The 24,496-nt window shown below is 57.9% G+C and carries 19 protein-coding genes and 1 pseudogene; 6 read left to right on the forward strand and 14 right to left on the reverse strand.

Annotated elements, in window-relative coordinates:
- The 10 genes from AC1XOS_RS04980 to pilM all read right to left on the reverse strand — a co-directional run.
- The coding region (locus AC1XOS_RS04980; RefSeq protein WP_481961118.1) for a DUF4234 domain-containing protein at positions 1–224 on the reverse strand (224 nt) is incomplete at its 3' end.
- 106 nt (positions 225–330) lie between these two features.
- Complete coding sequence (gene eno / locus AC1XOS_RS04985; protein ID WP_481961119.1) at positions 331–1,644, reverse strand: phosphopyruvate hydratase; 1,314 nt, start codon at positions 1,642–1,644, stop codon at positions 331–333.
- A gap of 23 nt (positions 1,645–1,667) precedes the next feature.
- Positions 1,668–2,972, reverse strand: coding sequence for a J domain-containing protein (locus AC1XOS_RS04990; RefSeq protein ID WP_481961120.1), 1,305 nt, complete (start codon positions 2,970–2,972; stop codon positions 1,668–1,670).
- A 47-nt stretch (positions 2,973–3,019) separates the two neighbouring features.
- The gene (locus AC1XOS_RS04995) at positions 3,020–4,759 is read right to left on the reverse strand and encodes an Hsp70 family protein (protein ID WP_481961121.1); all 1,740 of its coding nucleotides are present in this window, start codon (positions 4,757–4,759) and stop codon (positions 3,020–3,022) included.
- Positions 4,760–4,792: 33 nt separating this feature from the next.
- A complete protein-coding gene (locus AC1XOS_RS05000; protein WP_481961122.1) occupies positions 4,793–6,514 on the reverse strand; it encodes a GspE/PulE family protein in 1,722 nt (573 codons plus the stop codon).
- A gap of 95 nt (positions 6,515–6,609) precedes the next feature.
- Positions 6,610–9,324, reverse strand: coding sequence for a hypothetical protein (locus tag AC1XOS_RS05005; protein WP_481961123.1), 2,715 nt, complete (start codon positions 9,322–9,324; stop codon positions 6,610–6,612).
- Positions 9,325–9,350: 26 nt separating this feature from the next.
- A complete protein-coding gene (locus AC1XOS_RS05010; protein WP_481961124.1) occupies positions 9,351–10,127 on the reverse strand; it encodes a hypothetical protein in 777 nt (258 codons plus the stop codon).
- Between the two features lie 25 nt (positions 10,128–10,152).
- Positions 10,153–10,905: a type 4a pilus biogenesis protein PilO gene (gene pilO, locus AC1XOS_RS05015; protein ID WP_481961125.1), complete on the reverse strand. Its 753-nt coding sequence runs from the start codon at positions 10,903–10,905 to the stop codon at positions 10,153–10,155.
- Complete coding sequence (locus AC1XOS_RS05020; protein ID WP_481961126.1) at positions 10,898–11,530, reverse strand: PilN domain-containing protein; 633 nt, start codon at positions 11,528–11,530, stop codon at positions 10,898–10,900. The genes pilO and AC1XOS_RS05020 overlap by 8 nt, the downstream gene beginning before the upstream one ends.
- Positions 11,531–11,542: 12 nt before the next feature.
- Positions 11,543–12,670: a type IV pilus assembly protein PilM gene (gene pilM, locus AC1XOS_RS05025; RefSeq protein ID WP_481961127.1), complete on the reverse strand. Its 1,128-nt coding sequence runs from the start codon at positions 12,668–12,670 to the stop codon at positions 11,543–11,545.
- Positions 12,671–12,896: 226 nt separating this feature from the next.
- Between pilM and AC1XOS_RS05030 the strand changes: the two genes are divergently transcribed.
- The 3 genes from AC1XOS_RS05030 to AC1XOS_RS05040 all read left to right on the forward strand — a co-directional run bounded on the left by AC1XOS_RS05030 (position 12,897) and on the right by AC1XOS_RS05040 (position 16,698).
- Entirely contained in the window at positions 12,897–15,008 is a 2,112-nt protein-coding gene (locus tag AC1XOS_RS05030; protein ID WP_481961128.1) for a hypothetical protein, read from the forward strand.
- A 96-nt stretch (positions 15,009–15,104) separates the two neighbouring features.
- On the forward strand, positions 15,105–15,455 hold the full coding sequence (locus tag AC1XOS_RS05035; RefSeq protein ID WP_481961129.1) for a hypothetical protein: 351 nt from the start codon (positions 15,105–15,107) through the stop codon (positions 15,453–15,455).
- Between the two features lie 187 nt (positions 15,456–15,642).
- On the forward strand, positions 15,643–16,698 hold the full coding sequence (locus tag AC1XOS_RS05040; RefSeq protein WP_481961136.1) for a Fic family protein: 1,056 nt from the start codon (positions 15,643–15,645) through the stop codon (positions 16,696–16,698).
- Between the two features lie 199 nt (positions 16,699–16,897).
- Here AC1XOS_RS05040 and AC1XOS_RS05045 read toward each other — a convergent pair whose 3' ends face one another.
- A complete protein-coding gene (locus tag AC1XOS_RS05045; protein ID WP_481961130.1) occupies positions 16,898–17,071 on the reverse strand; it encodes a transposase in 174 nt (57 codons plus the stop codon).
- Between the two features lie 210 nt (positions 17,072–17,281).
- On the opposite strand from AC1XOS_RS05045, the gene AC1XOS_RS05050 reads away from it, so the two are divergent.
- Positions 17,282–18,280, forward strand: a complete 999-nt coding sequence (locus AC1XOS_RS05050) for a phytanoyl-CoA dioxygenase family protein (protein WP_481961131.1) — start codon at positions 17,282–17,284, stop codon at positions 18,278–18,280.
- Here the strand turns inward: AC1XOS_RS05050 and AC1XOS_RS05055 are convergent.
- Together AC1XOS_RS05055 and AC1XOS_RS05060 are read right to left on the reverse strand one after the other, a co-directional pair.
- On the reverse strand, positions 18,249–18,437 hold the full coding sequence (locus tag AC1XOS_RS05055) for a hypothetical protein (protein WP_481961132.1): 189 nt from the start codon (positions 18,435–18,437) through the stop codon (positions 18,249–18,251). The two genes, AC1XOS_RS05050 and AC1XOS_RS05055, sit on opposite strands and share 32 nt — an antisense overlap.
- A gap of 322 nt (positions 18,438–18,759) precedes the next feature.
- Complete coding sequence (locus AC1XOS_RS05060) at positions 18,760–20,619, reverse strand: beta-galactosidase (RefSeq protein WP_481961133.1); 1,860 nt, start codon at positions 20,617–20,619, stop codon at positions 18,760–18,762.
- Positions 20,620–20,669: 50 nt separating this feature from the next.
- On the opposite strand from AC1XOS_RS05060, the gene AC1XOS_RS05065 reads away from it, so the two are divergent.
- The gene (locus tag AC1XOS_RS05065) at positions 20,670–22,922 is read left to right on the forward strand and encodes a CHAT domain-containing protein (RefSeq protein WP_481961134.1); all 2,253 of its coding nucleotides are present in this window, start codon (positions 20,670–20,672) and stop codon (positions 22,920–22,922) included.
- Between the two features lie 16 nt (positions 22,923–22,938).
- On the opposite strand, the gene AC1XOS_RS05070 is transcribed toward AC1XOS_RS05065, so the two are convergent.
- Positions 22,939–23,823 (reverse strand): ROK family protein, encoded by an 885-nt coding sequence (locus tag AC1XOS_RS05070; protein WP_481961135.1) that lies wholly within the window; start codon positions 23,821–23,823, stop codon positions 22,939–22,941.
- Positions 23,824–24,194: 371 nt separating this feature from the next.
- On the opposite strand from AC1XOS_RS05070, the pseudogene AC1XOS_RS05075 reads away from it, so the two are divergent.
- Positions 24,195–24,496 (forward strand): annotated as a pseudogene (locus tag AC1XOS_RS05075) (hypothetical protein); the annotation flags it as partial.

Consider the following 24,496-nt stretch of genomic DNA (forward strand, 5'->3'; position numbering starts at 1 on the left):
ATCCGCTCGATTTTTTGCGCGGTGAGAATATCCCAGACATAGCCCCAGAGGCTGATGGTGCAGATCAGAAGAACCAAGTGGACAATCGGGGGAATCCCGCGCTCACCCGTGAACTCGTCCATTTCTTTGCTGGTCTTGTAGGCCCAGTAGAAGTAGTAGAGTCCGCCGGTAATAAAAGTCAGAACCAGCATCATCAGCAGGTCGCGTCGTGTTCCATTTCGCATTGAAGAATCGTGCCTCCACTTCCTACGACACGCGACCCACTGATTTAGTTGCACCCTCCTCCCAGGATTGGGAGGAGGGCAGGGGAGGAGGGCAGGGGAGGAGGGTTTACTTTAAGTTGTAGAAGCTCTTCAGACCCTGGTAGACCGCGGTAGTACCTAGCGCCTCTTCGATACGGAGGAGCTGGTTGTACTTAGCGACGCGGTCCGTGCGGCTGGGAGCGCCGGTCTTGATCTGGCCACAGTTGGTGGCGACGGCGATATCCGCAATCGTGGTGTCTTCGGTCTCACCGGAGCGGTGGGAGAGGATGGCGGTGTAGCCCGCGCGCTTGGCCATCTCGACGGCTTCCAGCGTCTCGGTGAGGGTGCCGATCTGGTTGACTTTGACGAGAATGGAGTTGCCGATCCCTTGCTCGATTCCCTGAGCGAGGCGTGTGGTGTTGGTGACAAAGAGGTCATCGCCCACGAGCTGGACTTTCTTGCCAATGGCGTCGGTGAGGAGCTTCCAGCCCTCCCAGTCGTCCTCGGACATGCCGTCCTCGATCGAGATAATCGGGTAGTTGGCGGCGAGATCGGCCCAGAACGCGACCATCTCTTCTCGGGTCTTCCAGATATTGGACTTCCAGAAGTAGTAGCTGCCCTCGCGTCCGTTGGCCTTGCCCTCTTCGTAGAGCTCGGTGGTGGCGGGGTCCATGGCGATCTGGATCTGTGCGCCAGGGGTGTAGCCCGCCTTGCCAATCGCCTCCATGATCACATCGAGCGCTTCCTGGTTGCTCTTGAGGTTGGGCGCGTAGCCGCCCTCATCGCCCACAGCCGTTCCATAGCCCTTGCCTTTGAGTACGGACTTGAGTGCGTGGAAGATCTCCGCGCCCCAGCGCAGGCCCTCGGAGAAGCTGGTCGCACCCACGGGCATGACCATGAACTCCTGGAGGTCCACGGAGTTGTCGGCGTGCTTGCCACCGTTGATGATGTTGAGCATTGGGACGGGAAGCTGCTTGGCGTTGGCCCCGCCAATGTAGCGCCAGAGGGGGGTTTCGAGGGCTTCTGCAGATGCTTTGGCAGCGGCGAGCGAGACGCCAAGAATAGCGTTGGCTCCGAACTTGGCTTTGTTATGCGTTCCATCGAGAGCTAAGAGTAGGCTGTCTAGGCCCGCTTGATCCGACGCGTCAAAGCCTGCCAGCTCAGGGGAGATGCTCTCATTGACATTCTTGACGGCACTTAAAACGCCTTTGCCAAGATAAACCGACTTGTCGCCGTCACGTAGCTCGACCGCTTCGTGGGCACCTGTGGAGGCTCCGGAAGGGACAGCGGCGCGTCCGACCACGCCACACTCTAAAATAACATCCACTTCAACGGTGGGATTGCCGCGCGAATCCAGAATCTGGCGGGCGCGGACTTCTTCGATTAAGGTTAGTTGACTCATGCTAGGAAATTATAGCATGCGTACTAGCGACTCCCCATTAAGCGACCAAAAAGACCACTATGCTTTGTCTCTTCTTCGGAAGTAACGGGCACCGTAAGGGGGGAAATCGACGATGCCAGAGCCGCACGCTGGGCAGCCTGTGCGTCTAGAGCTGTCAGGCGGTTGAGTGCCCGCTGGCGGAGAAGCCCCAGAAAGGGGTCTTGGTCAGCACTAATAAGCGGGTACTCGCGACGGATATAGGCAAGCTGTTTGAGAAGCTGGCGCGGCGTGGCCTCAAACTCATGCTGGAGCTTGATAAAAGCGGCATTCATCCGCGACTCACGGATATTGTCCAAGGAGTGATCCCGATAGAGCGTCTGGAAACAGTCCTGAAGCCCCCCAAAGAGCAAGTCGTCTTTGGCCAGGCGCTGTGCCTCATGCTGGAGTGCTGATTTTTGGGCCAGCTCGATCATCTTCAAGCGGCAAGGGTGATCGTCTGCGAGGGGAAGGCTCTGCACATGAAACAAAAGCTGGCGTGTCCAGACAAAGTGATCCTCGCGAAAGAAAAGCTCTGCTGTCTGGATAAAGGCATCGCCTGCCTGCTCGTAGCGCTCTTCGGGGATCACGGCAAGAAGTCGGTGGCTCGTGCTCTCAGCACCATCGTGATGGTCATTCTGAATGTAGACCATCAGAAGCTGCAAGAGAGCACTGAAGTCGGAGAAATTCTCTTGCTCATCCGCGGCAATAGCTTGTTCCAAGGCGGCGATAAGCTCGGGAATTCGGTTCTGGCTACGGTAGATGCGTGCGAGCAGAAGCTGGGCATCGTAGTGCACCTCATTGAGTTTCAAAACTACCTTGAGCTCGCACTCCGCCTCTTCGTTTTTAGCCTGGAGCATCAGGCAACGTGCCATCTTGCAGCGCAGAGTCTCATCGTGAGGAGTGCGACGGATCTGCCACGCGTACTGACGCTCGGCGAGATCGTAGTTCTTCGTGCGAATGAGAAGTTGTGCCAGGAGCATGCGAGGACGCGGCATATCGGGAGCCAAGGTCACAGCGCTCTTGAGAAGTGAGAGGGCTTTCTGGGGGTCTTTCTCCATCGAGAGAGCAGCTTGATCTACAAGCACACGAACCCGTATGCCATTTTGTCGGCTCTGGTCGTACTCACCCCGGCGCTGTGGGTGGAGTAGCGTCTCACGGGCGCTGTTGAGGAGCTGGTAGCGTTCCGGATATTTTTGCGGAGGGCAGAGGCGAACCAAGCGGAAATAGGCCTGCTGAATCTCGTCCTCCGTGGCGGACTCTGAGACTTCTAGGATCGTATAGAGGGTTTCTTCGTCGATTGTCTCGCTCATGCTGTGATGAGATTATTGGCTAAAAGAAAGTTAGACATCAGGGGAGCTTAGGCGATCTCAAAAAGTAGATCCGTGAGCTTATCAAGGCGCTTGCGCATCTCGGCTTCGTCGTTCTGGATCACGGCTAGCTTGACAAAACCGGCGAAATCACCTATCGGGCCGGAAAGCTCGGGACGCTCTTTGATCATGCGCTCAGCTTGCTCTAAAAGAGGGAAGGCAAGCTCGGCAAGCGGTGCATTGCGCCAGACTTCCTGGGGAATCTCCGCGCCACCTGCGCCGGGAGCATCTAAGATAAACTTGCCATCTACCTGCACCATGGGGGCACTGATGTAGCGAGCTGCGACTTCTAGAGTGCCATCGAGAGTGTAGCGGAACTCGACTTGGATGGGCTCGTCCTTGGACTCCGTATTGAGCGCTCTGAGGGCCAGCTCACTGATCGTCCGGTGCTCGCGGCAGAGATTGCCCTCGGTCACGGCCTCGTAGATACGAATGGCAATGGGTCGGGTGCCATCGGAGATGGTCATGTAGTCTCGTTTGGTAATCGCCGGGAGCTTGGCGTCTTTGGGGATAAGCTCACTGAAGTAGTCCTCGACAAACTGCTCATTGCCCACTTGCTTGATCGTGGCTACGCCCAGCCTATGGGGCGAGACATCTAAGATCATGATGGCTTTTTGTTGCTCTTGATAGAGATTCTGCTCAATACCCGCTGCGATGGCGGCCCCCAGTGCGACGGCTTCATCGGGGCTGAGCGATCCTGAGTAGAGATCTTTTCCTGAGGCAAACTCCAAGGCGCGGCGGAACAAGGGAATGCGGCTGGAGCCCCCGATGGGCAGGATGACATCAATATCGTCCCACTTCAGGCGGGCACGGGCCAGCGCTTCATTGACCACATTCATGGCACGCATGAGCATGCTCTCGAGCTGTGCGTCCAGCTCATCGCGAGTGAGAGTGCAGACGAGGTCCTGATCTCCGACAAGGTTAGGCAGGTTGATCTGGACTGTCCCTGAGAACGAGAGCGTCTTTTTGACAATCTCCGCTTCTTCTTTGATGCGCTGTGCCGCTTTTTTATCGCGCGAGGGCGGCGGCATCTTTTTGCCTGTGATCTCTTTGTACTTATCGCGGAGCAAGGCGATCGTGGCCTCGTCAATATCTTTACCACCGAGCTTATCATCACCCACCGAGGTGCGAATGTCTAAGATTCCCTCGAACATCTCTAGCACCGTGACATCAAGCGTGCCACCTCCGAAGTCAAAGACAAGAACTTTACTCTTGTCGGCGATATGGCCCAGGCCATAGGCAAGGGCAGCGGCAGTCGGCTCGTTGATAAGGCGTATCACTTTTAGACCAGCCGCCTCGGCGGCCTTGCGGGTGGCCTCGCGAGCGGCGTTTTCAAAGCGGGCAGGAACCGAGATGACGACATCTTGGATCTCGCGACCGAGCTTGGTCTCGGCGGCTTGTTTTAAGTGCTTGAGGATCTCGGTGCCGATCTCCTCCGGAAAGAAGACTTTCTTGCCGAGCTTCACGGTCTCGCCGGTGCCCATAAGGCGCTTGACTTCCATGGCCGTGCGGTCGTGGTAGGTAACCGCGCCGCTCTTAGCGACAGAGCCGACGACAAGCTGGCCATCGGGCAGGAGCTGCACCATGCTGGGAACAATGGTATCGCCATGAAGATCTGGGATGAGCTCTGGCTCGCCCTCACGGCCGAGGAAAGCGACTGCCGAGGTAGACGTGCCGAGATCAATGCCAATGATCGGGCCGCTTGGGGCTGAATTAGGAATCGCGTTCATCTTACTATATTGTGTCTCTTCGCAAATGAATCTTTAGCCAGAGTAGATAACACGCAGGCTTTCTTCCAGAGTGGTCATGCCCAGGAGGATTTTTTCCATGGCATCTTCTTTGAGCGAGCGCATTCCGCCCTCGATTGCGGCTTCACGGATGGCATAGGCCGAGGCATGCGCTAAAATCAGCTCACGCACTTTATCGGTGACGGGCATGAGCTCGTAGCAACCGACGCGCCCTTTGTAGCCGGTACCCTTGCAGGTCTCACAGCCCCGGCCTCGGTAGAAGGTGATCTTACCGTCCTCCATGTCGTCCAGGCTCATTCCCAGGCGACGGATGGCCTCTTTGGGGGGCTCGTAGGTTGTCTTACACTTGTCACAGACACGGCGCATGAGGCGCTGAGCCATGACTCCGACCGTGGCGGAGGCGATCAGAAAGGGCTCGACTCCCATGTCCATAAGACGAGCGACGGCACCAGGGGCATCGTTGGTGTGGAGGGTCGAGAAGACCAGGTGTCCGGTAAGAGCGGCCTCAATGGCGATATTGGCCGTCTCTTGATCGCGCATCTCTCCCACCATGATGATGTCCGGGTCTTGGCGCAGCATCGCCTTCAGGCCCGCCGCAAAGGTCATGTGGGCTTTGTTGTTCACACCGACTTGAGTGATGCCCGTGATCTCATACTCGACGGGATCCTCAATGGTGATAATATTCTTCTCCGCCGAGCTCACTTTCGAGAGGCTGGAGTAGAGCGTCGTCGATTTCCCAGAGCCCGTCGGCCCAGTGACAAGAATCAGGCCATACGAGCGCATCAGCATGGTCTCAAACATCTCGAAGGTGTGGGGCAGCAGACCGAGGCGGTGCAGACCAATATTGATATTGCTCTTGTCCAGTACGCGCATGACGATCTTTTCACCGTAGACAGCGGGGAGGCTTGAGACACGGAAGTCGTACTGCTTGCCCTGGATGATCATTGAGATACGGCCATCTTGGGGGGCACGCTTCTCGGCGATATCCATGTCCGCCATGATCTTAATGCGGCTGGTCAGCGCGTTCTGTGCATTTTTGGGCACCGTGAGGCCGTCCATCAGAATTCCATCCACACGGTAGCGGATTCGGATAGACTCACGGGCAGGCTCAATATGAATATCGGAAGCTTTCTCAGAAATGGCGCGGGAGATCAGGGCATTGGCAAGCTGAATGATCGGGGCAGACTCCGCCTCTGCTTGGTCCACTTCGGCAGCCAGATCCTCAGGCCGCTTCCTGTCCAGCTCCACCTCCTCGTTCTGGAAGGTCTGGAGAACATTGTTGAGATTCTGAGCCGCGACTTTATAGTTCTCATTGATGGCCAGAAGAATATCGTCCTCAGTGGCGATCAGCGGGAGAACTTCCTTGCCCGTCATGAGCCGGATTTCGTCGGTGGCGAAGATATCCAGTGGATTCTTCATCGCCATCTTGATCTGGTTTCCCACCACTTCGAGGGGAACCATCTTGTAGCGACGTGCGAGCTCTTGTGAGATTAGTGAGTAAACATCTTCGGGGATAATGACTTCTGTGAGATTAACGTACTCAACCCCCCACTGCTCTCCTAGTGTCATTACACGGGTGCGCTCGGTGATGAGGCCCATGGAGACCAGAATTTCTCCCAAGGGCTGCCTGCCCCCGAGCTGCTTCTGTTTGTCCATGGCGCTCTGGAGCTGCTCCTGAGAGAGGAGTCCTTTCTCAACGAGAACGTCACCGATGCGATTTGTTTGTGTCGCAGTCATACTTGTTTTGTTATTATTGGCAATTTTACGAACAAAAAAGAGGCCAGCCGCTCGTGCACGGCTGACCCCTTTAGGGATTAAAGACGATTTGTCTTTTAGTCTTTGGACAGAGAGCAAGTGATGAAGATCAGCACCTCGCTCTCCTTAATGCTCTTATCACTGGAGCGGAAGAGCTGTCCGAGAATCGGCAGATCCCCGATCAGAGGAATCTTGCGCATGTTGTCAATCTCAGTCTTCTGCACCAGACCACCGATGGCGATGGTCTCCCCGTTTTTCACACGGATCATGGTATCTACAAACCGGGTGGAGATCTGCGGCAGTCCCCCGACGAACTGGGTGATCGTGGAGATCTCGGGATGGACATAGATCGTCATCGTGCCATCGCCATTCGAGCGACCTGAGACCTGGAGCCGGATTCCTGCACTCGCAATTCCTGTCTGGACATTCAGACCACCGGTTGGGCCGATAGACTGTGAGATCACGTAGGGAACCTGATCCCCAATAAATGTCACGGCCTGATTTCCATCCAGCGCGGAGAGAGTGGGGCGGGCCAGGATATTGGCTTTTCCCAGTGTCGCAAGCGCATCAATCTTTGTGGCAATGCTATAGGGCGTGCGGAAGATCGCTCCTCCGTTTGGCTGACGGCCTCCTGCTATTCCATTGACTGTGGTGTTGGGCTGGCCACCAAGGTCGTTCTCACCAATCTGTATGGCACGGCCTAGGTCATACGTCAGGCCCAGCTTGGTGGCATTGTCTTTGCTCATCTCGACAAGACGCGCCTCGTAGATAAACTGTGGTGGCTTGACATCAAGCTGGTTGAGCATCTCTTTGGCACGCTTGACATCGCTCTCCTTGCCTGTGAGCAAGAGGAGTCGAGACTCGACAAGTCCGCCTCCCTGTCCTTGGCCTCCCTGTCCTTGGCCGCCTTGGGCTCCACCAGCTGCTGCACCCATTCCACCGCCTTGGGCCCCACCACTACCTGCACCCATTCCACCGCCTGCACCCGTTCCACCACCTTGGCCCAGTGCGCCGCCAACACCGAGGGCAGTGGCGATAAAGCGCTGTGAAGGGCCAGGACGTACAATCAGATTAGGGACGCTCTCTAGAATGAGCCTTGCTGCTTGGCTTGGGTCTACATACTTCACTTCGTAGGTGTCATTGACAAAGCTGCGAAGCTGATCCGCCTTTCGGTCGGAGTCACGCTGTGCGATCTCGATGAGACCTTTTTCCATGTCCGCAATGGTGCTTTGAATCTCTTCAACAATAGAGCGAGTACCAACCACGTAGATCGAGCCACCGCGCGGCTTGAGAGAGGTCATGGAGGAGCCTGAGGCATTCCCAGGAGTATTGACGGCGACGCGCTCTCCAGTTGCTGCTTGAACAGAGCTGCCTTGCTGAGTGTTCTCCTCCTCTTTTTTCGACTCGTCACTTGCACGAATGATGTGGATTGTCACGTTCGGGAACGAGCTGGTGAGCGCAGTTTTGAGTGAGTCCGCATCGGCGTAGTAGAATGGAATGCTGGCTGAGATCGCCTCGGGGGTCTGGTTGGTGCGCTTCAGCAGCGAGATTTCCTGACCCGTACCCACGATAATCGTGTTATTGCCTTCCATAGTGTAGGCAACACCGGAAAGTCGCGTCACCCAGTCTAGGGCATCACGAAGAGGCACTTTGTCCAGAGAGAGCGTGACTTTCTTGTTGACCACACTCTGCCCTGAGACGACATTGACTTTCGCCTGCATCTGGATCAGCTTGAGCACATCGGTGAGCTCTCCATTGACCACATCCAGCTTGACGATGCGATCCAGGGTATTTTCCTGGGAGGCCGTTTTTGTGAGTGTCTCCACAGGAGCGGCAGCAGTGATGCTAATCGGCGAGCGAGCTGGAGTGGGCTCTGTGGCACGGGTAACCGGCGCACTCAGGGCTTGAGCAAGCGTGACCAGAGCATCCTTGGGAGGTAGTGCTTTGGAAGGTAGTGCCGCAACCTGAGGGGGTGCTTTAGGAGTGGCTGTACGGCTAGGGTAGGGGGTTAGCGCACTCGCTGTCGCAATGGTTGGCACAAGAGGACGGGTACGAGGAGCGATAGAGAGCACACTCGCCAAGCTCAGCTTCGGAGCCGACACGAGGACGTTGGACATCACGGCTGTCGTGTTCATCGGCGCGATTGCCACACTGGAGGCAACACGGGTCGCAGCTACCATCAGAGCATGCGTATCCACGGAGATCGCCGCACGCTTGTCTCGTACGGAGATCGAGGGGATCGGGTCTTTATCTGTGGCTAAGGCGACATGGTAGTGTACACTTTTAAGTCCAGGAGGTGCTGCGGCGATGGAAGCAACCTGGACAGGACGAAGCTCTGTGGTGAACGAGTCACTTGGCTCTGCACCAGGGGCATAGAGAACCACTTCCCAGCGGGTCTTGTCCTCGGAGGGAACCAGCTCGTGCTTAAGGGGCTGACGAAGCTTCCCCGAGTAGTTAGCCACAATGCGGACTTGCTTACTAGGCTTCATGGCGTACTGGCCATAGCGAACAAAAGCAACTCCATTTTTTTGGAGGTTCTGGACGCCTGCCTTACCCGCCTGCCAGACTCCGGGAAGAGTAATGGTGGTGACTCCACTCTTGCCAAAGCTCTTGACCTCCGGGGTGAAAGCCTGACTCCCCGTGATAATGATGCGCGTGGCTGCTTCTTCGGCAGTGACACTGAATTCGGTGATATCGTTGGTGGCACGATGTGCCGCTTCCGATGGACTTGCCATACTAATGGCACCCAGGGACGCCAGCCCGAGGGTTAAGAGATTTTTTTGATTTTGCACGAGAGTAACTTCTCCATCTTAGTTGATCAGTTCACCGGATAGGTAAACTGACGCTTTATATTTTTGGGGTCGCTGGAGTCCACGATCTCCAGCTCACTACCCCGCTCTGTTCGTCGAATACTGCGGACAACAAAACCATTTCCCACACTGTCGCCCACCGAGAGCCAGCGCGAGTGCTCGTTGATTCGAACCATCGCGACGCTCTCGCCATTGCCGCTCTCAGGGATCAGAACTCCGGTGACGACTAGTGCTGGTGGCTGCGGAAGGGGAGGGGGAGGAAGCACTAAGTGGGTTGATCCGGAAGCGCCAGGAAGCCCGCCAGGTCTGCCTTGAGGATCGTCCATAAATCCGCCGTCTTTAGGCCTTTTGGGTCGGATATTGATCCCCAGAAGGTCTTTGAGACGGTCGGCGTTCTCGATAGCATGGGTTTGGGCAAGGTCTCTGCGCCGCTCTTCCTCACTCTGACTGGGGGTCGCTATACCTGGTACGGGTGCTCCTGGCGCGGGTGTTGCAGTGCCACCACCCGAGATCATAAAGGGGTCACGAACGAGCACGGGATCACGGACTCCCTCTAGGCGCTGGAGCTGGGCGATCAAGGGATCATCTGCCACAACGGAAGCACTCGCTTGAGGGGTGCCCGCTGCTGCGTTATCCTTCTTTTCGTCCTTCTTCTCGCTGGCAGGCGGCGGTGCGGCAACCGAGGTTCCCCCCACGAGCTGGAAGATCCCATAGCCCAGTGAGCAGATGGTCAAGCCGATCAGTGCGATCAGCTTAGGCATGTCTTTTTTATTAACAGGCTTCATGTTGTTTTCTTTAGCCTTCCACCTACTATTTTGGCTGGGAGGCCGGTGGACTCAAGAGCTGGTTTTCTGCGGCACGACGTGCGCTAAGTCCGTTGGGATTGAGCTTCTGCTGCTCCTGCCCATGGATGATGAGGTTCTCGGTCTCTGGGAAGACGTAGCCTGTCATCATGATGCGAACCGCCAGAGCCGGTGAGCTATTGACTTGATCCCATTTTGACTGCTCCACCACGGAGTTGACCGCAATGATTTTTTCAAAGCGAGTGAGGCTATGAATAAAGCGTCCGACATTTTTGTAGTTACCGGTGAGATCCATGTCTATCCGGGCTTTGTTGTAGGGGGGCGGTGGCGGTGGCTTTTTCCCCGCTTTTTGTTCCTCACGGCTTAGAACCGGCGGTGGCGGCGGAATCTCAATGGTATGGTTCGACTGATTGACCGTTAGCCCAAAAGAGGTTGCTTTTTTCTCCATCTGCTGGAGCATGGTAGGAATGTAGGCACCTTGGGAGACATTTTGCTCCAGATAGCGAAGCTTGCCATCCACCACAGCGGCGGCGGCTCGAACTTCCTCAAGCTGCTTTGCGGTTCGCTCACCGTTGTGAACCTCATCCATTTTAGTGGCCACTTCTTTCTCGATACGGGCCACCTCTCCCGTTTGCCAGACATAGAGCCCACCGGTGAGGGCGAGAATGCCACCTGACATTACCCCCATGATGAGAGCACTGCGCTTGCTCGGACGAAAGGAGACTCCCCGGCTGATTTTTCCTGCGGTGGGATTAAGCATGTGCCTTTTCTCCTTGGCCCGCTTCGACTTGCGCGGTCTTCTTACTATCCCCTGCGGGCGGTGGGGCTACGGTCTTGGGCGCAATGATTGGCTTGAGCTGTGCGGTGATCTGGAAGCTAAACCGATTCTCTTTTTCCATACGAGTGGTCGTCGGAATCTCGACTTTGTCAAAGATGGGCTGCTTTTTCAGGTTCAGCACGAGCTGGCTGGCAATGGTCTGGGTGGGAGCTGAGCCTGAGAGACTCACGACAATCGGCTCACCATCCGGTGCTCCTAGGTTGCTAAGCCAAACTTGGGCAGGCAGAGACTCTGAGACCGACTGGAACAGAAGTGTCCAGCGCAGAGTGTCGTAGCGAGCCTGCTCCAAAGTAGCAAGCTTTGGCTCTTTATCGGCAGTCTCTTTTTTGATCAGATCAATCTCCGCGATAACAGGCTTGAGCTTTCCCATGCGATGCTCAGCTTCCGCAACTGCTCCAAGCTGGCTAATACGTGCTGTCAGTAGGTAGGAACCCACGGCCACGAAGATGGCGAGTGAGCCTCCCAGAGTAAAGAAAAGCTGTTTGCTGAGGCGCTCCATGCGCCGCTTTTCCTGCCGACGATCTGCGATCAGGTTGATATTTGGCATCTTGAGTTCTCTCTAGCGCTTTCTGCCCATTTGAGGAGAAAGGCTCTCTTTCAAGGCAAGTCCTAGTGCACCCGTCAGGCTGGCTCCTTGCTCCTGAAGCCACTCTTCGGCTTCGGGGCTGGTCTCCAGTCGGGGGTTGGTGAAGGGATCACAGAGGCGAGTAGGGATTCCCAGTCGGGCGGACATGTAGGTGGCCATGTTGCGCATCTGTGCCGAACCGCCTACCAACAGGATCTCCGAGAGGCTCGCGCTGACTCCCTCTTCGGCAAGCTGGGACTGGAAGTAGTTGATCGAGCGACGGATCTCACGGAGTAGCTCATCCACGGTGGTCTGGATGATGCGCGCCAGCTCAATGGCCTCTGCTGTAGCCTCTCCGGTGATGAGGGCACCCATATCAATGTCGAGCTTGAGGAGCTCCGCTTCGTTCGACTCTATCCGAAGCTGGTTCTTCAGGGCATCTGAGAACGTATCGCCGGAGATAGGGATGGAGCGCGTGAGCGCAAAGTCAGGCCCCGAAAGAATGATGACCTCGGTGTGGGCGGCTCCCATGTCTACGATGGCACGCAGGTTGGTATCGGCAAAGTCGTCCTCGGAGAGCTCCACTAAGGCACGGATGAGAGCAAAGGACTCAATATCCACCGCGACGGCTTCTAGGCCCGCCATCTGAGCGACGACCACACGGGACTCCACCGTATCGCGGCTGGCTCCCACTAGCATGACATCCATCTGTGTCGGGTCATCATCACAAGGCCCAAGGATCTCAAAGGCCAGAGAGGAGTCCTCAGGGTTGCTGCTGAGGTACTTGCCCGCTTCATAGCGAATGGACTTGGCCAGAGTTGCCTCGTTCATCTTGGGGACGCGGATCTGACGAACCATGGAGCTGGGGCCGGAGACCGAGAGAACCGCAGAGTTTGCCGTGATTCCCGCCGCTTGAAGCATCTGCCGAATGGCTGTTGCAACGGCTTCACGGCTGATAACAACCCCATCACGCACGGTTCCCAGGGGGGTCTTCTGTTCTGCCGCTCGGACGACACGAAAGCCCATTCGAGTCGGCTCAAGCTGAACCGCCTTAATCATGGAACTCCCAATATCGAGCCCGACTACCACCTCTTTACCAAATAGTGAGGACAGAATAGACATGCGATCAACCTCCAAAAAGACTGCCCATGCACCTGATAAACCAGGGGGCATATTGGGATTATGGGAATTCTGGAGTAGAACTGGAGAGTGGGCTTCTTGAAGTGCTCCCCTTGAAGTTCTGGGAAGTTCGGGGAAGTTCGGGGAAGTTCTGGCCTTTTTACGGGGAGGGTTCTCGTGATCTTAACAGGGACCCTGAATCTGGGCTATACCTATAACTGAAGTACCCATGACAAAACCGCTCGAAATTGCTGGCGAGGCACCGCTCGAAGAGATTCTCTACCGGTTCCCGCACTCCCATGTCGCCCTGGAGCTTCTCCCAGATCACCACGATGTGTTTCGGGTTCGGCTTTGCTGGCTACGTGGCAAGGGAGGGCGCTCGCTCTTTGAGTCCACCGCATTTCGGCCTCTTGCTGAGGTGACACTGCGCGGCCAGACATTTCCCGTTTACCTCAATCAGCACTCCCGGAAAAAGCGCGATCGGATTCTGCTGTCAGGCCGACGGAAGACGGCAACAGCGGCGCGGGCAGCACTTCGTTTTCTGGTCTCTGTCGAGGGACGCGACGACACGCTACTCTGGAACTGGCGAGTGGGGGCAACTGCTCCTGCTCTCGCGGCTCCTCGCACCAGTGAGCTTCCCGACTCTGTCCGACTGCGCCTGCCGTTTCCCCCCGGCGTGCCGCGTGTGGTGAAATTGGGGACAGGCGATCGGGGCTGGGCGCTGGCGGTCTGGACTAAAGAGAGTGTGGTGACTCTGGTGAGCACGACCCCTGGTAGCTTCCCGGAGATGCGCGAAAATGCTGTTGAGCTGGTTCTCAAGGATGCCGATCTCGCAGGCTCTGGGGCGACTCTGAGCTGGGAGACACGCGTCACACCCGCTCGAACCGAAGTGGAAGTACACCAAGCACTACGCCGACACCTCGCCGATGTCACGACGGCAAAGCAGCAGTCCCCGGCAAAGCAGCAGTCCCCCTCGCTCTATCCCTCTTTTCTTGGCGAGCTTTCCACCAAGGCCACGGCCTCTCTCATGCGAGAGGAGGGCGTGACGAAGCGTGGCGTGGATCGTCTCGCGTACTCCCTGAAGGCCAAGCGAAGTCATGCAGGAGAGGGCGTGGATACTGCTCTGGTTGCCTGCGCTCTGCTGGCACGCTACTACCTCACTGGCGACGATGCACTGCGTCGTCGCGCACGGCTTTTGGGACGCGGTATCTGTGACTTTCAAGTGACTCAGGTGGAGAGCCCGCACTGGGGCGCGATCTGGGATGTACAGCGTGATGACCTGGGCTACGAGGACATCTACGGCGGGGCCACCCTCTCCTTAACCGCGACCGCTCGCGCCTCGGTGGGGCTTCACTTGCTCCATGCGCACTTCCAGACGGAGCTTCTTTCCCGCACGGCGATTGGGGCGGCGCAGTGGCTCTTGCTACGGATGGATAAAGACGGTCTCCTGCAAGGCGAGCGCTTCCATGAGAGCAACAGCGATGCTCCTCTCTCGGCCCCTTGGGCCATCGGGGAGGCGCTGATTCCTCTTGTGGAGACCTTCCGTCGCACGGGCAACGAGACCTTCCAGCGTGCCGCGCTCCGTAGTGTCAATGCCATCGAGGAAGCTCTGGAGCAAGCGACTCTCTCGCCGGATCTTGGCACCACGGAGCAGCTTGCGTCGCTGATTGAGGGAATCCTGCTGGTCTCGCGGGAGTACGAGAGCGAGCGGATGATCGCTCTGGCTAAAGAGGTCGCCACTCTGCTACGAACACGCCTGCTCCCTGATGGCAGCTTGGGCGACCCACTCCACACGCACTCCGAGAGCCAGCTCCGTGCCACTCTTGCGGGAGCGCGGGGAGCGCTGGCTCTCTCGCGTGTGGACAAAGACCACCGCTGGCTTCTGATGGCACTGCGAGCGCTGGGCGCAGCGCAGAAACTCGCAGGGCCAGAGCTGGAGGGAGTCTCGATTGCAGATCTAACGGGGCTAACCCAGCTTCCTCTGGCGCTCTTGCTCGCCGTGGGGGCACTGGGAACCAGCTGCAGGGCAGACCGTGAGCGCGTCGCCGTGGTGCGCCAGTGGCAGACTTTTGCGCCAGAGCCCGCTGCCTGGGAGTATGTCCAGGTCACCACAGCAGACGGCGCTCCCGTGGACTATCTTCCCTTGGTCTGCCCGACCACCCTCCAGGTCTTGATCCCCGTGATCGCCCCCGTCGGCACCACGCACCTCAAGGTCGTCAAGAACAACCGTGAGCCCATGCTGCGTAACCTGCTCACCGGAGACTTAGACACCCGTGCCGCTCTCGTCCCGCTGGGCGATGGTAAAGAGGCGATGATCGGTGTCTTCCTCGCAGACACGTAAAGAACCAAAGCACGAACTGACATCAATATTTATCCTCCCTCGCCCCGGCTCACACCGGGGCATTTTTTTCCTAGCCTCACGATATAACAGGACGCGATGCGAACGAAGAAACCCAATACAAGACGACGAACACCGGCAATGACCACTGCACGTCGCTTTGTGACACGTCGCGTGCGGATCGTGGATGAACAAGGGCAACAAATGCGTGGGCGAGTTCTCTTACCGATGCGTCCTGAGGCTCCTAAATATCACCTCTTAGCTGAGTCTATCGGAGCATTTGCCGACGACGAAGGCTGGGAGGAGTTCATTTCGGTGGGGAGCGAGCCGCGCCGTCCGCTCCTTGGGCTCGTGAGTATCTGCCGTGTGAGAAACTGGTCTACCAAATCAACGTACCAAAAAACCATGCATCTCTTGAGTTACATGAGCAATATCTTTATCTCTGGTTGACACCACGGATCGCACAACTCGTGCCTACGTCCACGATCCTCAAATCATTGGCCTCTTGACAAATCAACCGTAATCCACCAAAATAGATTGTGATTACACGTAAAATCGCGCAATGTTACAAAAAACGGATGCGGGGCAAAAGCAAGATACAGGGCAGCAAAACGACCCCGCGCAGATGGAGCCGTCGATGACCTTCGAGAACTACCGACCGAGCCAGGAAGTGCTACGCCTCGTGGCAGAGATCGACGAGTTCAAGGGAGCTTGGCGAGCACTACGAAACATCGCCCCCAAGCGACTCACTGCCCTTCGCCGCGTTGCCACCATCGAGAGTGTTGGCTCGTCCACACGCATCGAGGGAGTAAAGCTCACCAACGCCCAAGTTGAGGCCCTGCTCTCGGGCCTTGGAACGCAGTCTTTTTCCTCACGTGATGAGGAAGAGGTGGCGGGCTACGCGGTGCTTATGGAGACGATCTTCTCAAGCTTTGAGCACCTGTCCCTTACCGAGAACCATATCCAGCAGCTCCATGGGATTCTCTTGAAGCACTCCAGTAAGGACGAGCGTCACCGAGGGCACTACAAGACCCTCTCTAACAATGTCGAGGCATTCGGGCCAGAGGGAGAGAGCCTCGGGATTGTCTTTGAGACAGCTAGCCCCTTCGATACACCTTTCCAGATGGTGGAGCTGGTTGTGGAGATCCGCGAGGCATTGGAATCTGGACTGATCCACCCATTGATGGTCATCGGGTCGTTTGTGGTGCGCTTCCTGGCGATCCACCCATTTCAGGATGGCAACGGCAGGCTCTCTCGTGCCTTGACGACTCTGCTGCTTCTGCGCTGTGGCTACAGCTACGTGCCCTATGCCTCGCTGGAGAGCATCGTGGAGGAGAACAAGGAGAGCTACTATCTGGCGCTTCGCCGCAGCCAGGGGACACTCCGTTCTGACTCCCCCGACTGGGAGCCATGGCTGCTTTTCTTTGTGCGTGCGCTACACACCCAGAAAACCCGCCTCTCCCGAAAGATCGAGCGAGAGCAGCTCCTGGAAGGCGATCTACCGGAGCTCTCGGTACGCATCCTGGAGCTGGCAAGGGAGCGGGGACGGGTGACCAGCAGCGAGATCTTGACCTTGACGGGTGAAAAGCCCACGACGGTACGGAACCGGCTGAGCGAGCTGGTAGAGCGAGGGCTCCTCAATCGTCATGGCAAGGCCCGGGCAACCTGGTACACGATAAATCTTGCGGGATAATGTTGCGTAGATGCAACGCTGGGTGCATTTTGTGCTTGGTGGTGCCATCGTTGAGATATGCAACGACAGCATCTTCCCGACAACTTGGATGTGACTCAGCCAGGCTCACTCCTTTCCCTTTAGAGGGTAGAGGCCAAACTCAAGACGAGAGCTGCACACGCTCCCCGTAGGCGATGCTCAGCTGAGACAAGATCTGACTTCAGTGCGGGATGCGGTACGTCCAGCGACGCTGAACATCGCACGTCACCAAGTACAGCATCTTGAGCAGAGACTCGTCGTTGGGAAACAGAGCTTTACCATGAGTGACCTTGCGCAACTGCCGGTGGAAGCTCTCAATGATATTACAGGAGACATACTTGAGGCTGTTTCGCACCTGGTGGTCATGCCACCTGCTTGAACCCGATTGCTATTTTCCCTTGTACAACGGGGGGCTATGGACTTGACATCTTCGCAGCAGCTCCTCACGGAGGCTGAATCACAAGGCACCGGTAAGATGCTCTGGCAGCGGTACGGGATTGAGTCGTACGCCATTGTTTTTACCTAAGCGGCTCCACGGCGGGCTTTTATGTGTACAATAGCTCCGATGCATCGCTTTTTGGCCGTCGCGGCGGACTGCGCTTCTTACTTTGAGGAGCGTGCGGCAAAAGACTCGCCCGCGCAGGCGGCGTTTGCTCAAGGGGCAGCGGCTGCGATTCAGTGGCAGGCGCTGCTCCAGAGTGCCTTCCCCGACCCTTTCGAGGCCGATGCTCTCTTTGCCCAGATGAACGCGCACCGGCATTTTCGCTACTGGAGTGTTCGCTGGCACTACATGGCCGAGGCAATGAACGCTTGGCGGGAAGACGAAGGGCTGCTTTCTATGGAACCTATTGGGACGGAGGCCGATGGTGGCCTGAAATCCACCTACGACCAGTTTGGCTATGTCGTCGTTCGGCAGCTTTTCTCCGAAGAGGAAGTGGTGGCGCTCAAGGCGGAGGCGCTAAAAATTCTCGCGGAGAAAGGGCACCATGCGGGAGTCTTTGTGGGGCTTGCGGCCAGCAGCTCCACGTTTGCCGAGGCCGTCTGCGATGTGCGCTTGTTGGATGCGTTAGAGTCTCTGATCGGCCCGGACATCGAGTTTCTCTCGGATAAAGTTGTCTACAAGTCCGCCGAGACCGGCTATGCCTCGCCGTGGCACCAAGACTGGCCGTACTGGAAGGGGGCGCACAAGCTCTCCGTCTGGGTGGCACTGGAGACCGCGAGTGTGGAGAGTGGCTGCCTGAAGCTCTTGCCGGGAAGCCATAAAGCTCTGGCTGCGCACGATGGTGTGGCCAAAGAAGGTGAAGGCTTCGGGCACAGGCTTGCGGAAGACGCCATTGACGAAACGCTTGCCGTCAGCGCCCCGTGTGAGCCCGGCGATGCTGTCTTCTTCCACGATTTAACGCTCCACGCCTCGCACCCCAATGTCAGTGGAGAGGATCGCTACGCTTGGATCATCACCTACCGAAATGCCGCCGAAGAAGACCTCACCTACGACTGGTCGGTTGCTGCAAAAGTTGTACGGGGGGAGTGCTCTAGAAGTAGTAGCGTGGCTGAGGAGCACTGAAGGCACGGCGGCGCGTGGTGCGCCAGCGCCGTAGCTCGGTGGCCCAGCGCCAGGTGGTGAAGAGCTGAGTGCCCAGGTAGGTAGCCCAAGCCAGCAAGAGAGTGCCCATCAGCACTCCCCAGAGGGGCATCACGTGAAGAAAATAACTGGCCGTCATGGTTTGCTCTCCTCTACCCGTAAAGTGATATGGTAGAACTACGAGCAATTATCGGTGGGCCAGGGATTGTTCTTCAGATTAAAAATAGTAGTGTGGCTGTGGGGTGGCAAACGTGTGGCGTCGCGTGGTTTTCCAACGCCTAAGCTCGGTGGCCCAGCGCCAGGTGGTGAAAAGCTGAGATGCCAGGTAGGTGGCCCAAACTAGCAACGCCATGCTGCTGAGTACGGCCCAGAGGGGCATGATGTGTAAAAGATATCCGACCGTCATTTTCTTGCTCTCCGTTTGTTATTTCTCCTCGCAAGATTCGGGCCAAGAACTAAAATTAGCGCAGGGAAAAAAGCTGTGGGTGCCAGGGATCGAGGGTGAAGCGGAGCGTCGCGGTGCGGCCCAGCGACTTTCCCGTGGCCAGCTCGGCGACAAGAGCGGGTTTGTCGAGCACCGCGACAACCTCAATGGGCTTCTCTAATGCCTCGTTGCCGCTTGCTTGCTGAAGCGACTCGCTCATCTGGTAGCGGACGCCGCGCTCGAAGGCAAGCAGGCGCTCGTTGCCCGAAACATAGCGGTGCACACGCACATGATCGCTGGGGCGAACCCGCACAGAGGGGGGTGGGAGCAGGCGGGCTAGCTCTTCGGCGGTGGGCGGCTGTGGAAAGACCTTGGTCGCGCCCGTGTAGCCGTCGGTGAGCTTTCCGTGACCATCAAACACCCCGACCGGGCCGCTGGCCAGCACGATCTTAAAGCGCATCAGTGTCCGCCGCTCGATTGGGGTGAGGGCGTAGGAGTGGGGCAAGATGACCGTCGCATTGGCGGGCAGCGAGGCAAGATCCGCGGTGAACTGGGGCGTGTAGCCTAGGTCGTGCAGCGCCCCGAGCCAGGCGGCGCGGACTTTCGCGTGCTGGTTGTGCTCCGCCTCGTAGCTGGAGAAGCGCCGGTGCCAGGTCGAGCCATCCACGGTGGACTCTAGCAGCCACGCCACTTGGACACTCGGCTGGGAGTAGTGGATATAGATCGGGTCGCTCTCACGCTTGGCCTTCCGAAACCGTGTGGCAGTGGGGCCTTGTAGCTCTTTCAAGACCGGAGCCAGCGCTTGGGCTCGCTTGGTGAGCGGCCAGTCGTCTTTGGAGAAGTCTAGGCAGTCCTCGCTCCACCAGATAATGCAGCCCGTGTCGCCCATCAGGAGCAAGTGCCAGAGCCGTCGCTGAGCAGATCTTGCGTCCTGCTCCCCGACCGTGGTGAGCATCGGCTTGCCGGGCATAAAGCTGCCAAATATCTCCCGCGCGTTGCCAATGTCATACGGCTCCACCCAGTCTAGCGCCGTGGCGAGCCGCGCTAGATCGTAGCCGCCAAAGGCGCTGGGCATCTGCGTTCCCTCGATCCCCACTTTCGCGTTCGGGTCGCTCGCCTTCGCCGCATCACGAAGCTCCGAAAGCGTGCGGGTGAGGGCGACATCCATGTAGGTTCGGAAGTCGCACCACGGCGAGAAGTTCCAGCGGGTTGGGTCTTTGCTCGCCGTCGCCAGATCGAACTTGAGTGCCTGCACCTCGCCCCAGTCGGGCTTGCCGCGCGGGTTGGCTCCACCGCCGCCCATCCGGTTTTTGATCTTGTCGGTCGAGAACGGCACCACGGCGCCCCAGCTTGCGAGCTCCGTCTGCCACTGCGTATTGAGCGCAGCGAGGTCGGCGTACTGGGTCTGGAGCCAGGTGCGAAAGCCCGCCAGGGAGCGCGGCGAAAAATCATAGTCAAACGGGTTGGCGGAGATGGTCACCGAGAGCTCGTCGCGGATGTCGTAGAGCGCGGGCTGGTTGGCCTTGTGCACCCCGACGGCCGCCTGCATCTTTTTTTTCGCGTCTTGCCGCCACGCCGGATCGTCTAAGCAGTAGTCGCGCACAAACGCCGCCTCGGGCCGCCCATCTTTGACCCACTGCGTCACGAACTTATCCCAGTCCGTTACTTGGGAGCTGAATTTCAGGCACAGGCCACGATTGACGATATTTTCGACATAGTAGGGCATCCCGGCTTTTACCCAGCGCATCGGGTCTTCATCGCCCGTCACCATCCCCGTGTTGATGCCCATTTCTTTCAGGCGCTGCACAAAGAGCGGAAACTTCTCCGGATTTTTCGCCTCCGAGCCCCCGACCCAAAGAATCGTGGTGTATGAATCTGACAGCGGTGTCTGTTGCATGGACGTAGTTTACCTGACAGTGTGGATAGCGCCCAAGGTATCATGCAGGTATGCTAAACCGACGTCAGCTTCTCGCAGCTCTGAGCCTCTTTCTTGGGGCACAACAAGGCGGTTTTGCTCAGCAGACGCCCACCGATGTCGCGGAGCTTTCTAAGCCCGTTACCGATGCTATCGCAAAGGCTCTTGCCGCACTCTCTACGAGAAAATTTAGCGATGCTGTCTCTGTATTGACAAAGGTGCAGAAAGACTTAGGGAGCAAGCTCACCGAGGACGACAAGCGTGCGCTGGCCGTCACGCTGGCCGATGCGCACTTTGCGTGGGGAGTCGAGACCCAGAAGCAGGCAAAGTGGCAGGAAGCGCTGAGCCACTACCAGGCCGCTTTTGCCTTGGACAAGCCCTACCGGGACCCGGATGCCGCCGCCGATCTCCACAATATCGGGGTGGTGTACTCGTTTCTCAACGAGCCCAGTAAAGCCCTAGAGTTCTACAACCAGGCCCTCCCTCTCCGGCGCTCCACCAAAGACTGGGCAGGAGAGGCACGCACTCTCAATAACATCGGCAAGCTCCACGACGACCTTGGGGAGCTTGACCTCGCGCTGGCGTCTTACAACCAGGCACTGCCTCTCCGAGCGGCGGCAGGCGATCGGGCGGGGGAAGCGCGGACTCTGGGCAACCTGCTCACTCTCTGGCAAGCGCCGCGCTTTAGCCAGCGCAACCTTGCGGTTGCCACTTTCTACGGAAAGCTGGCAGGTAATCTCTACCTGACTCTCCCGGAGGGAATCCGTGCACTGGATCGTGGGACACCAAAGAACCCCGCCTTAACCACAGTGAACCTATTTCGGCGGCTGGCGGAGGGGCTATTTATGCTAGATCGGGCTCCCGAGGCCCTCCAAGTGCTGGGGCAGGTGAAGGCCGAGCAGTATCAAAGCCTCTTCCCCGACGAGCGCAAGGTGCTGGCGAGCGAGCCCAAGTCTCTGGTCTTTACCCCGCGTGAGCAGGCAGCAACCGCTCGCTTGAGCGCTGTGGGAGAGACGCTAAGACTGGCAGCGACCGAGCTAGGGCCACTGGAGAAAAAGACCAAGCGCACCCCCGACGAAGAGCTTCAGCGCACGCAGCTCACCCAGAGCTTCGCGGCCACACAAGCGAGCTATCTTAAGGCACTCGACGACATCACCCGAGAGCTCCAGCAACCCGATGCCTCACAGGACAAAGTGGGAGCTGTTCCTGATGTGGGAGTGATCCAGAGTCTACTGAAGGGACTGGATTCAGGGCATGCGGCGCTCTACAGTTTTGTGGGGGACGAGGCACTCTGGACACTTCTGGTGACCATGGACACCGTGACCGTGCATAAGTCCACGATCAAGGTTGCGGCACTCCAGAAACAAGTGGAGCAGTTTCGCTGGCTCTTGCAGTCACCCAACCTCGATCCCCGTCCAGCAGGCAAGCAGCTGTATGAGCTCTTTCTGGCACCCTTTGAGACGCAGCTTGGGCAGGTAAAGCATCTCTTGCTCACCCTAGACCAGAGCCTGGGAGTGTTTCCCTTTGCCGCCCTCTACGATGGCACCCGCTACGCTCTGGAGCGCTGGAATACCAGCTTTCTCACCCCCGCAAGCCAGGCGACTCTGACACGGCCCACCGCGACCGAGAAGACCATCGCCCTAGGAGTCAGTGAGGGAGCCGTCGCGTTTCCCGGTGTGGCTCAGGAAGTGCAGGCACTCGGGCAGCCTGCTCTGCTGAATGGCGACTTCACGCAGGAGCGCTGGCTGGAGGTGCTTCAGCAGGAGAAGCGGGATATCTGCCATATCGCAAGTCCCTTTAATCTGGTTGGCGCAGAGAGCACGTGGGGCCTCTTGCTGGCTGAGGGGAAGCAACTCTCTCTGGAGCAGCTCCGACTCCTGCCCGCCGAGGTTTTTACGGGGCTGAGCCTGGTGACCTTCTCGACCTTTCAGACACCGGCCCAGGATACCGAGTACACACGGGGAGCTATCGAGAATATCGCGCACTTGGTACAGCGCAAGGGGGCAAGCGCGGTGGTTGCCAATATCTGGAGTGTGAGCGACTCGATCACCAGCGCTCTGATGGTGGATTTCTACCGTCGCTGGAAGCGCAATACCAGTAAGTCTCTGGCGCTCCGCGACGCGCAGCTTGCGGTGCTCCGTGGGGATATAAAGCCCACTGCCCAGCTCCGTACGGCGACTTCCACGCGCTTCCCGACCGTGCAAGCGCCGCCCTATCCGCCTATTGAGCGACGGCTTCACCCGTTCTACTGGTCGAGCATCGTCCTCTTTGGCAACCCGCGCTAGCGAGTGTTGCAGCTCTCTAGAGAGCCAGCGCAGCCGCCCCAATCAGCGGGGCATCCGGGCCGAGGCTGGCACGTAAAATCGGTGTCTCGCGTACGGCAGGAAGCCCTCGGCTGGCTAGCTCGGCGCGGGCGGGGGTGAGGAGCAGCTCTCCGAAGCCATCTATAACGCCGCCTCCCAGCAGAAACGCCTCGGGGCCGTAGATATTGGCAAGAGTCGCCAGCCCGATCCCAAGGTCGCGGCCTACAGCATTAAGAACGGCAAGTGCCTTGGGAAAGCCCGCATGGGCAAGCTCGGCAAGCTGCGGGCCGGTAAGCTTGGGGTCACCAAATCTTGCTAAGATCGCCGGGCCGCTGGTGAACTGCTCCAGACAGCCGCGCGTGCCGTTTTCGTAGGGCGGGGCATCGGGGTAGAGCACGAGATGGCCCGGCTCACTGCCTGCGCCCTTTGGCCCGTGCACCAGCTTGCCGTCGTGGACCAGCGCCCCCCCAACTCCCGTTCCCAGCCCCAGATAGATTAAGTGCTGGTAGTTGCGTCCCGCACCATAGCGGCTCTCGCCCACGGCTAGCGCGTTGACATCGTTATCGGCAAAGGTGGGCAGGTCAAAGGCTGCCTCGAAGGCTTCTTTGAGGCGCTGGCCTTTCCAGCCGGGAAGTATCTCAGTGGCATTGACCACAACACCCTCGATGGGGTCTATCTGGCCACCGGCCCCAATGCCAATGGCAATAACGCCCTCACCGGGCAGAGATTTTGCTAACTCTATCGCACGCCGCAGAACCGAGGCACCGCCGTTTTCTGCCTCCGTGGGAATGCGGGCTTTGTGGAGCACCTGGCCCGTCGCCGCATGGACCAGCCCCACTGCGATCTTTGTTCCGCCAATGTCTACGCCCAGAAGTACGCTCATGGGAAGCATTATGGCACTCCCTCTGTATAGCTCGCAAGCAGGGATATAGCCCGCAAGCAGGGAGAGTGTTTACCGATGCTTATGGTGGCGTATCGCGTTATCCAGGATCACCGTCGCTGTGAATATCTCAACGACTTCGTCGGGCTCCATGAAAAATAGACACTCTCGCACCCAACATAAAAGAGGAGATAACGCGCCGGCCGTCCTTTAAAGGCTTCTCTTACCTCGATCAAGGCAAGGCCCGAGCTGGTAACAAGCTCGACTTGGCCGCGGAGAATAAATGGGCTTAGCTTGACAAGCTCAGAGAACTCGACACGTCCAGGACGGCATGCATATCACTGCTCTTCGCATTCCTGTGGAATAATGAGGCCATGATGACTAGATTGTACGCTATTGGAGGGGCACTGGCGCTTGCCCCGAGTTGCTTTGCGCAGCGTCCGGCGCAGGGGCCGGTCTCGACCGTGCCGTTTGTGCCAGAGAAGGCAGGGTACGCGCTGGTCTGGGAAGATGAGTTCGAGGGGCGCAAGCTCGATCCGACCAAGTGGAAGGTGCGGGGCGCGGGGCCGCGGGCGCTTGCGTATGTTTCGGAGGAGGCGGTGGAGGTCAAGGATGGCTACCTCTGGCTCTGGGCGAAGAAAAAAGGCGAGCAGCTTCTCGGGAGCGCGGTGGGGAC

Source organism: Armatimonas sp. (genome assembly GCF_964826245.1).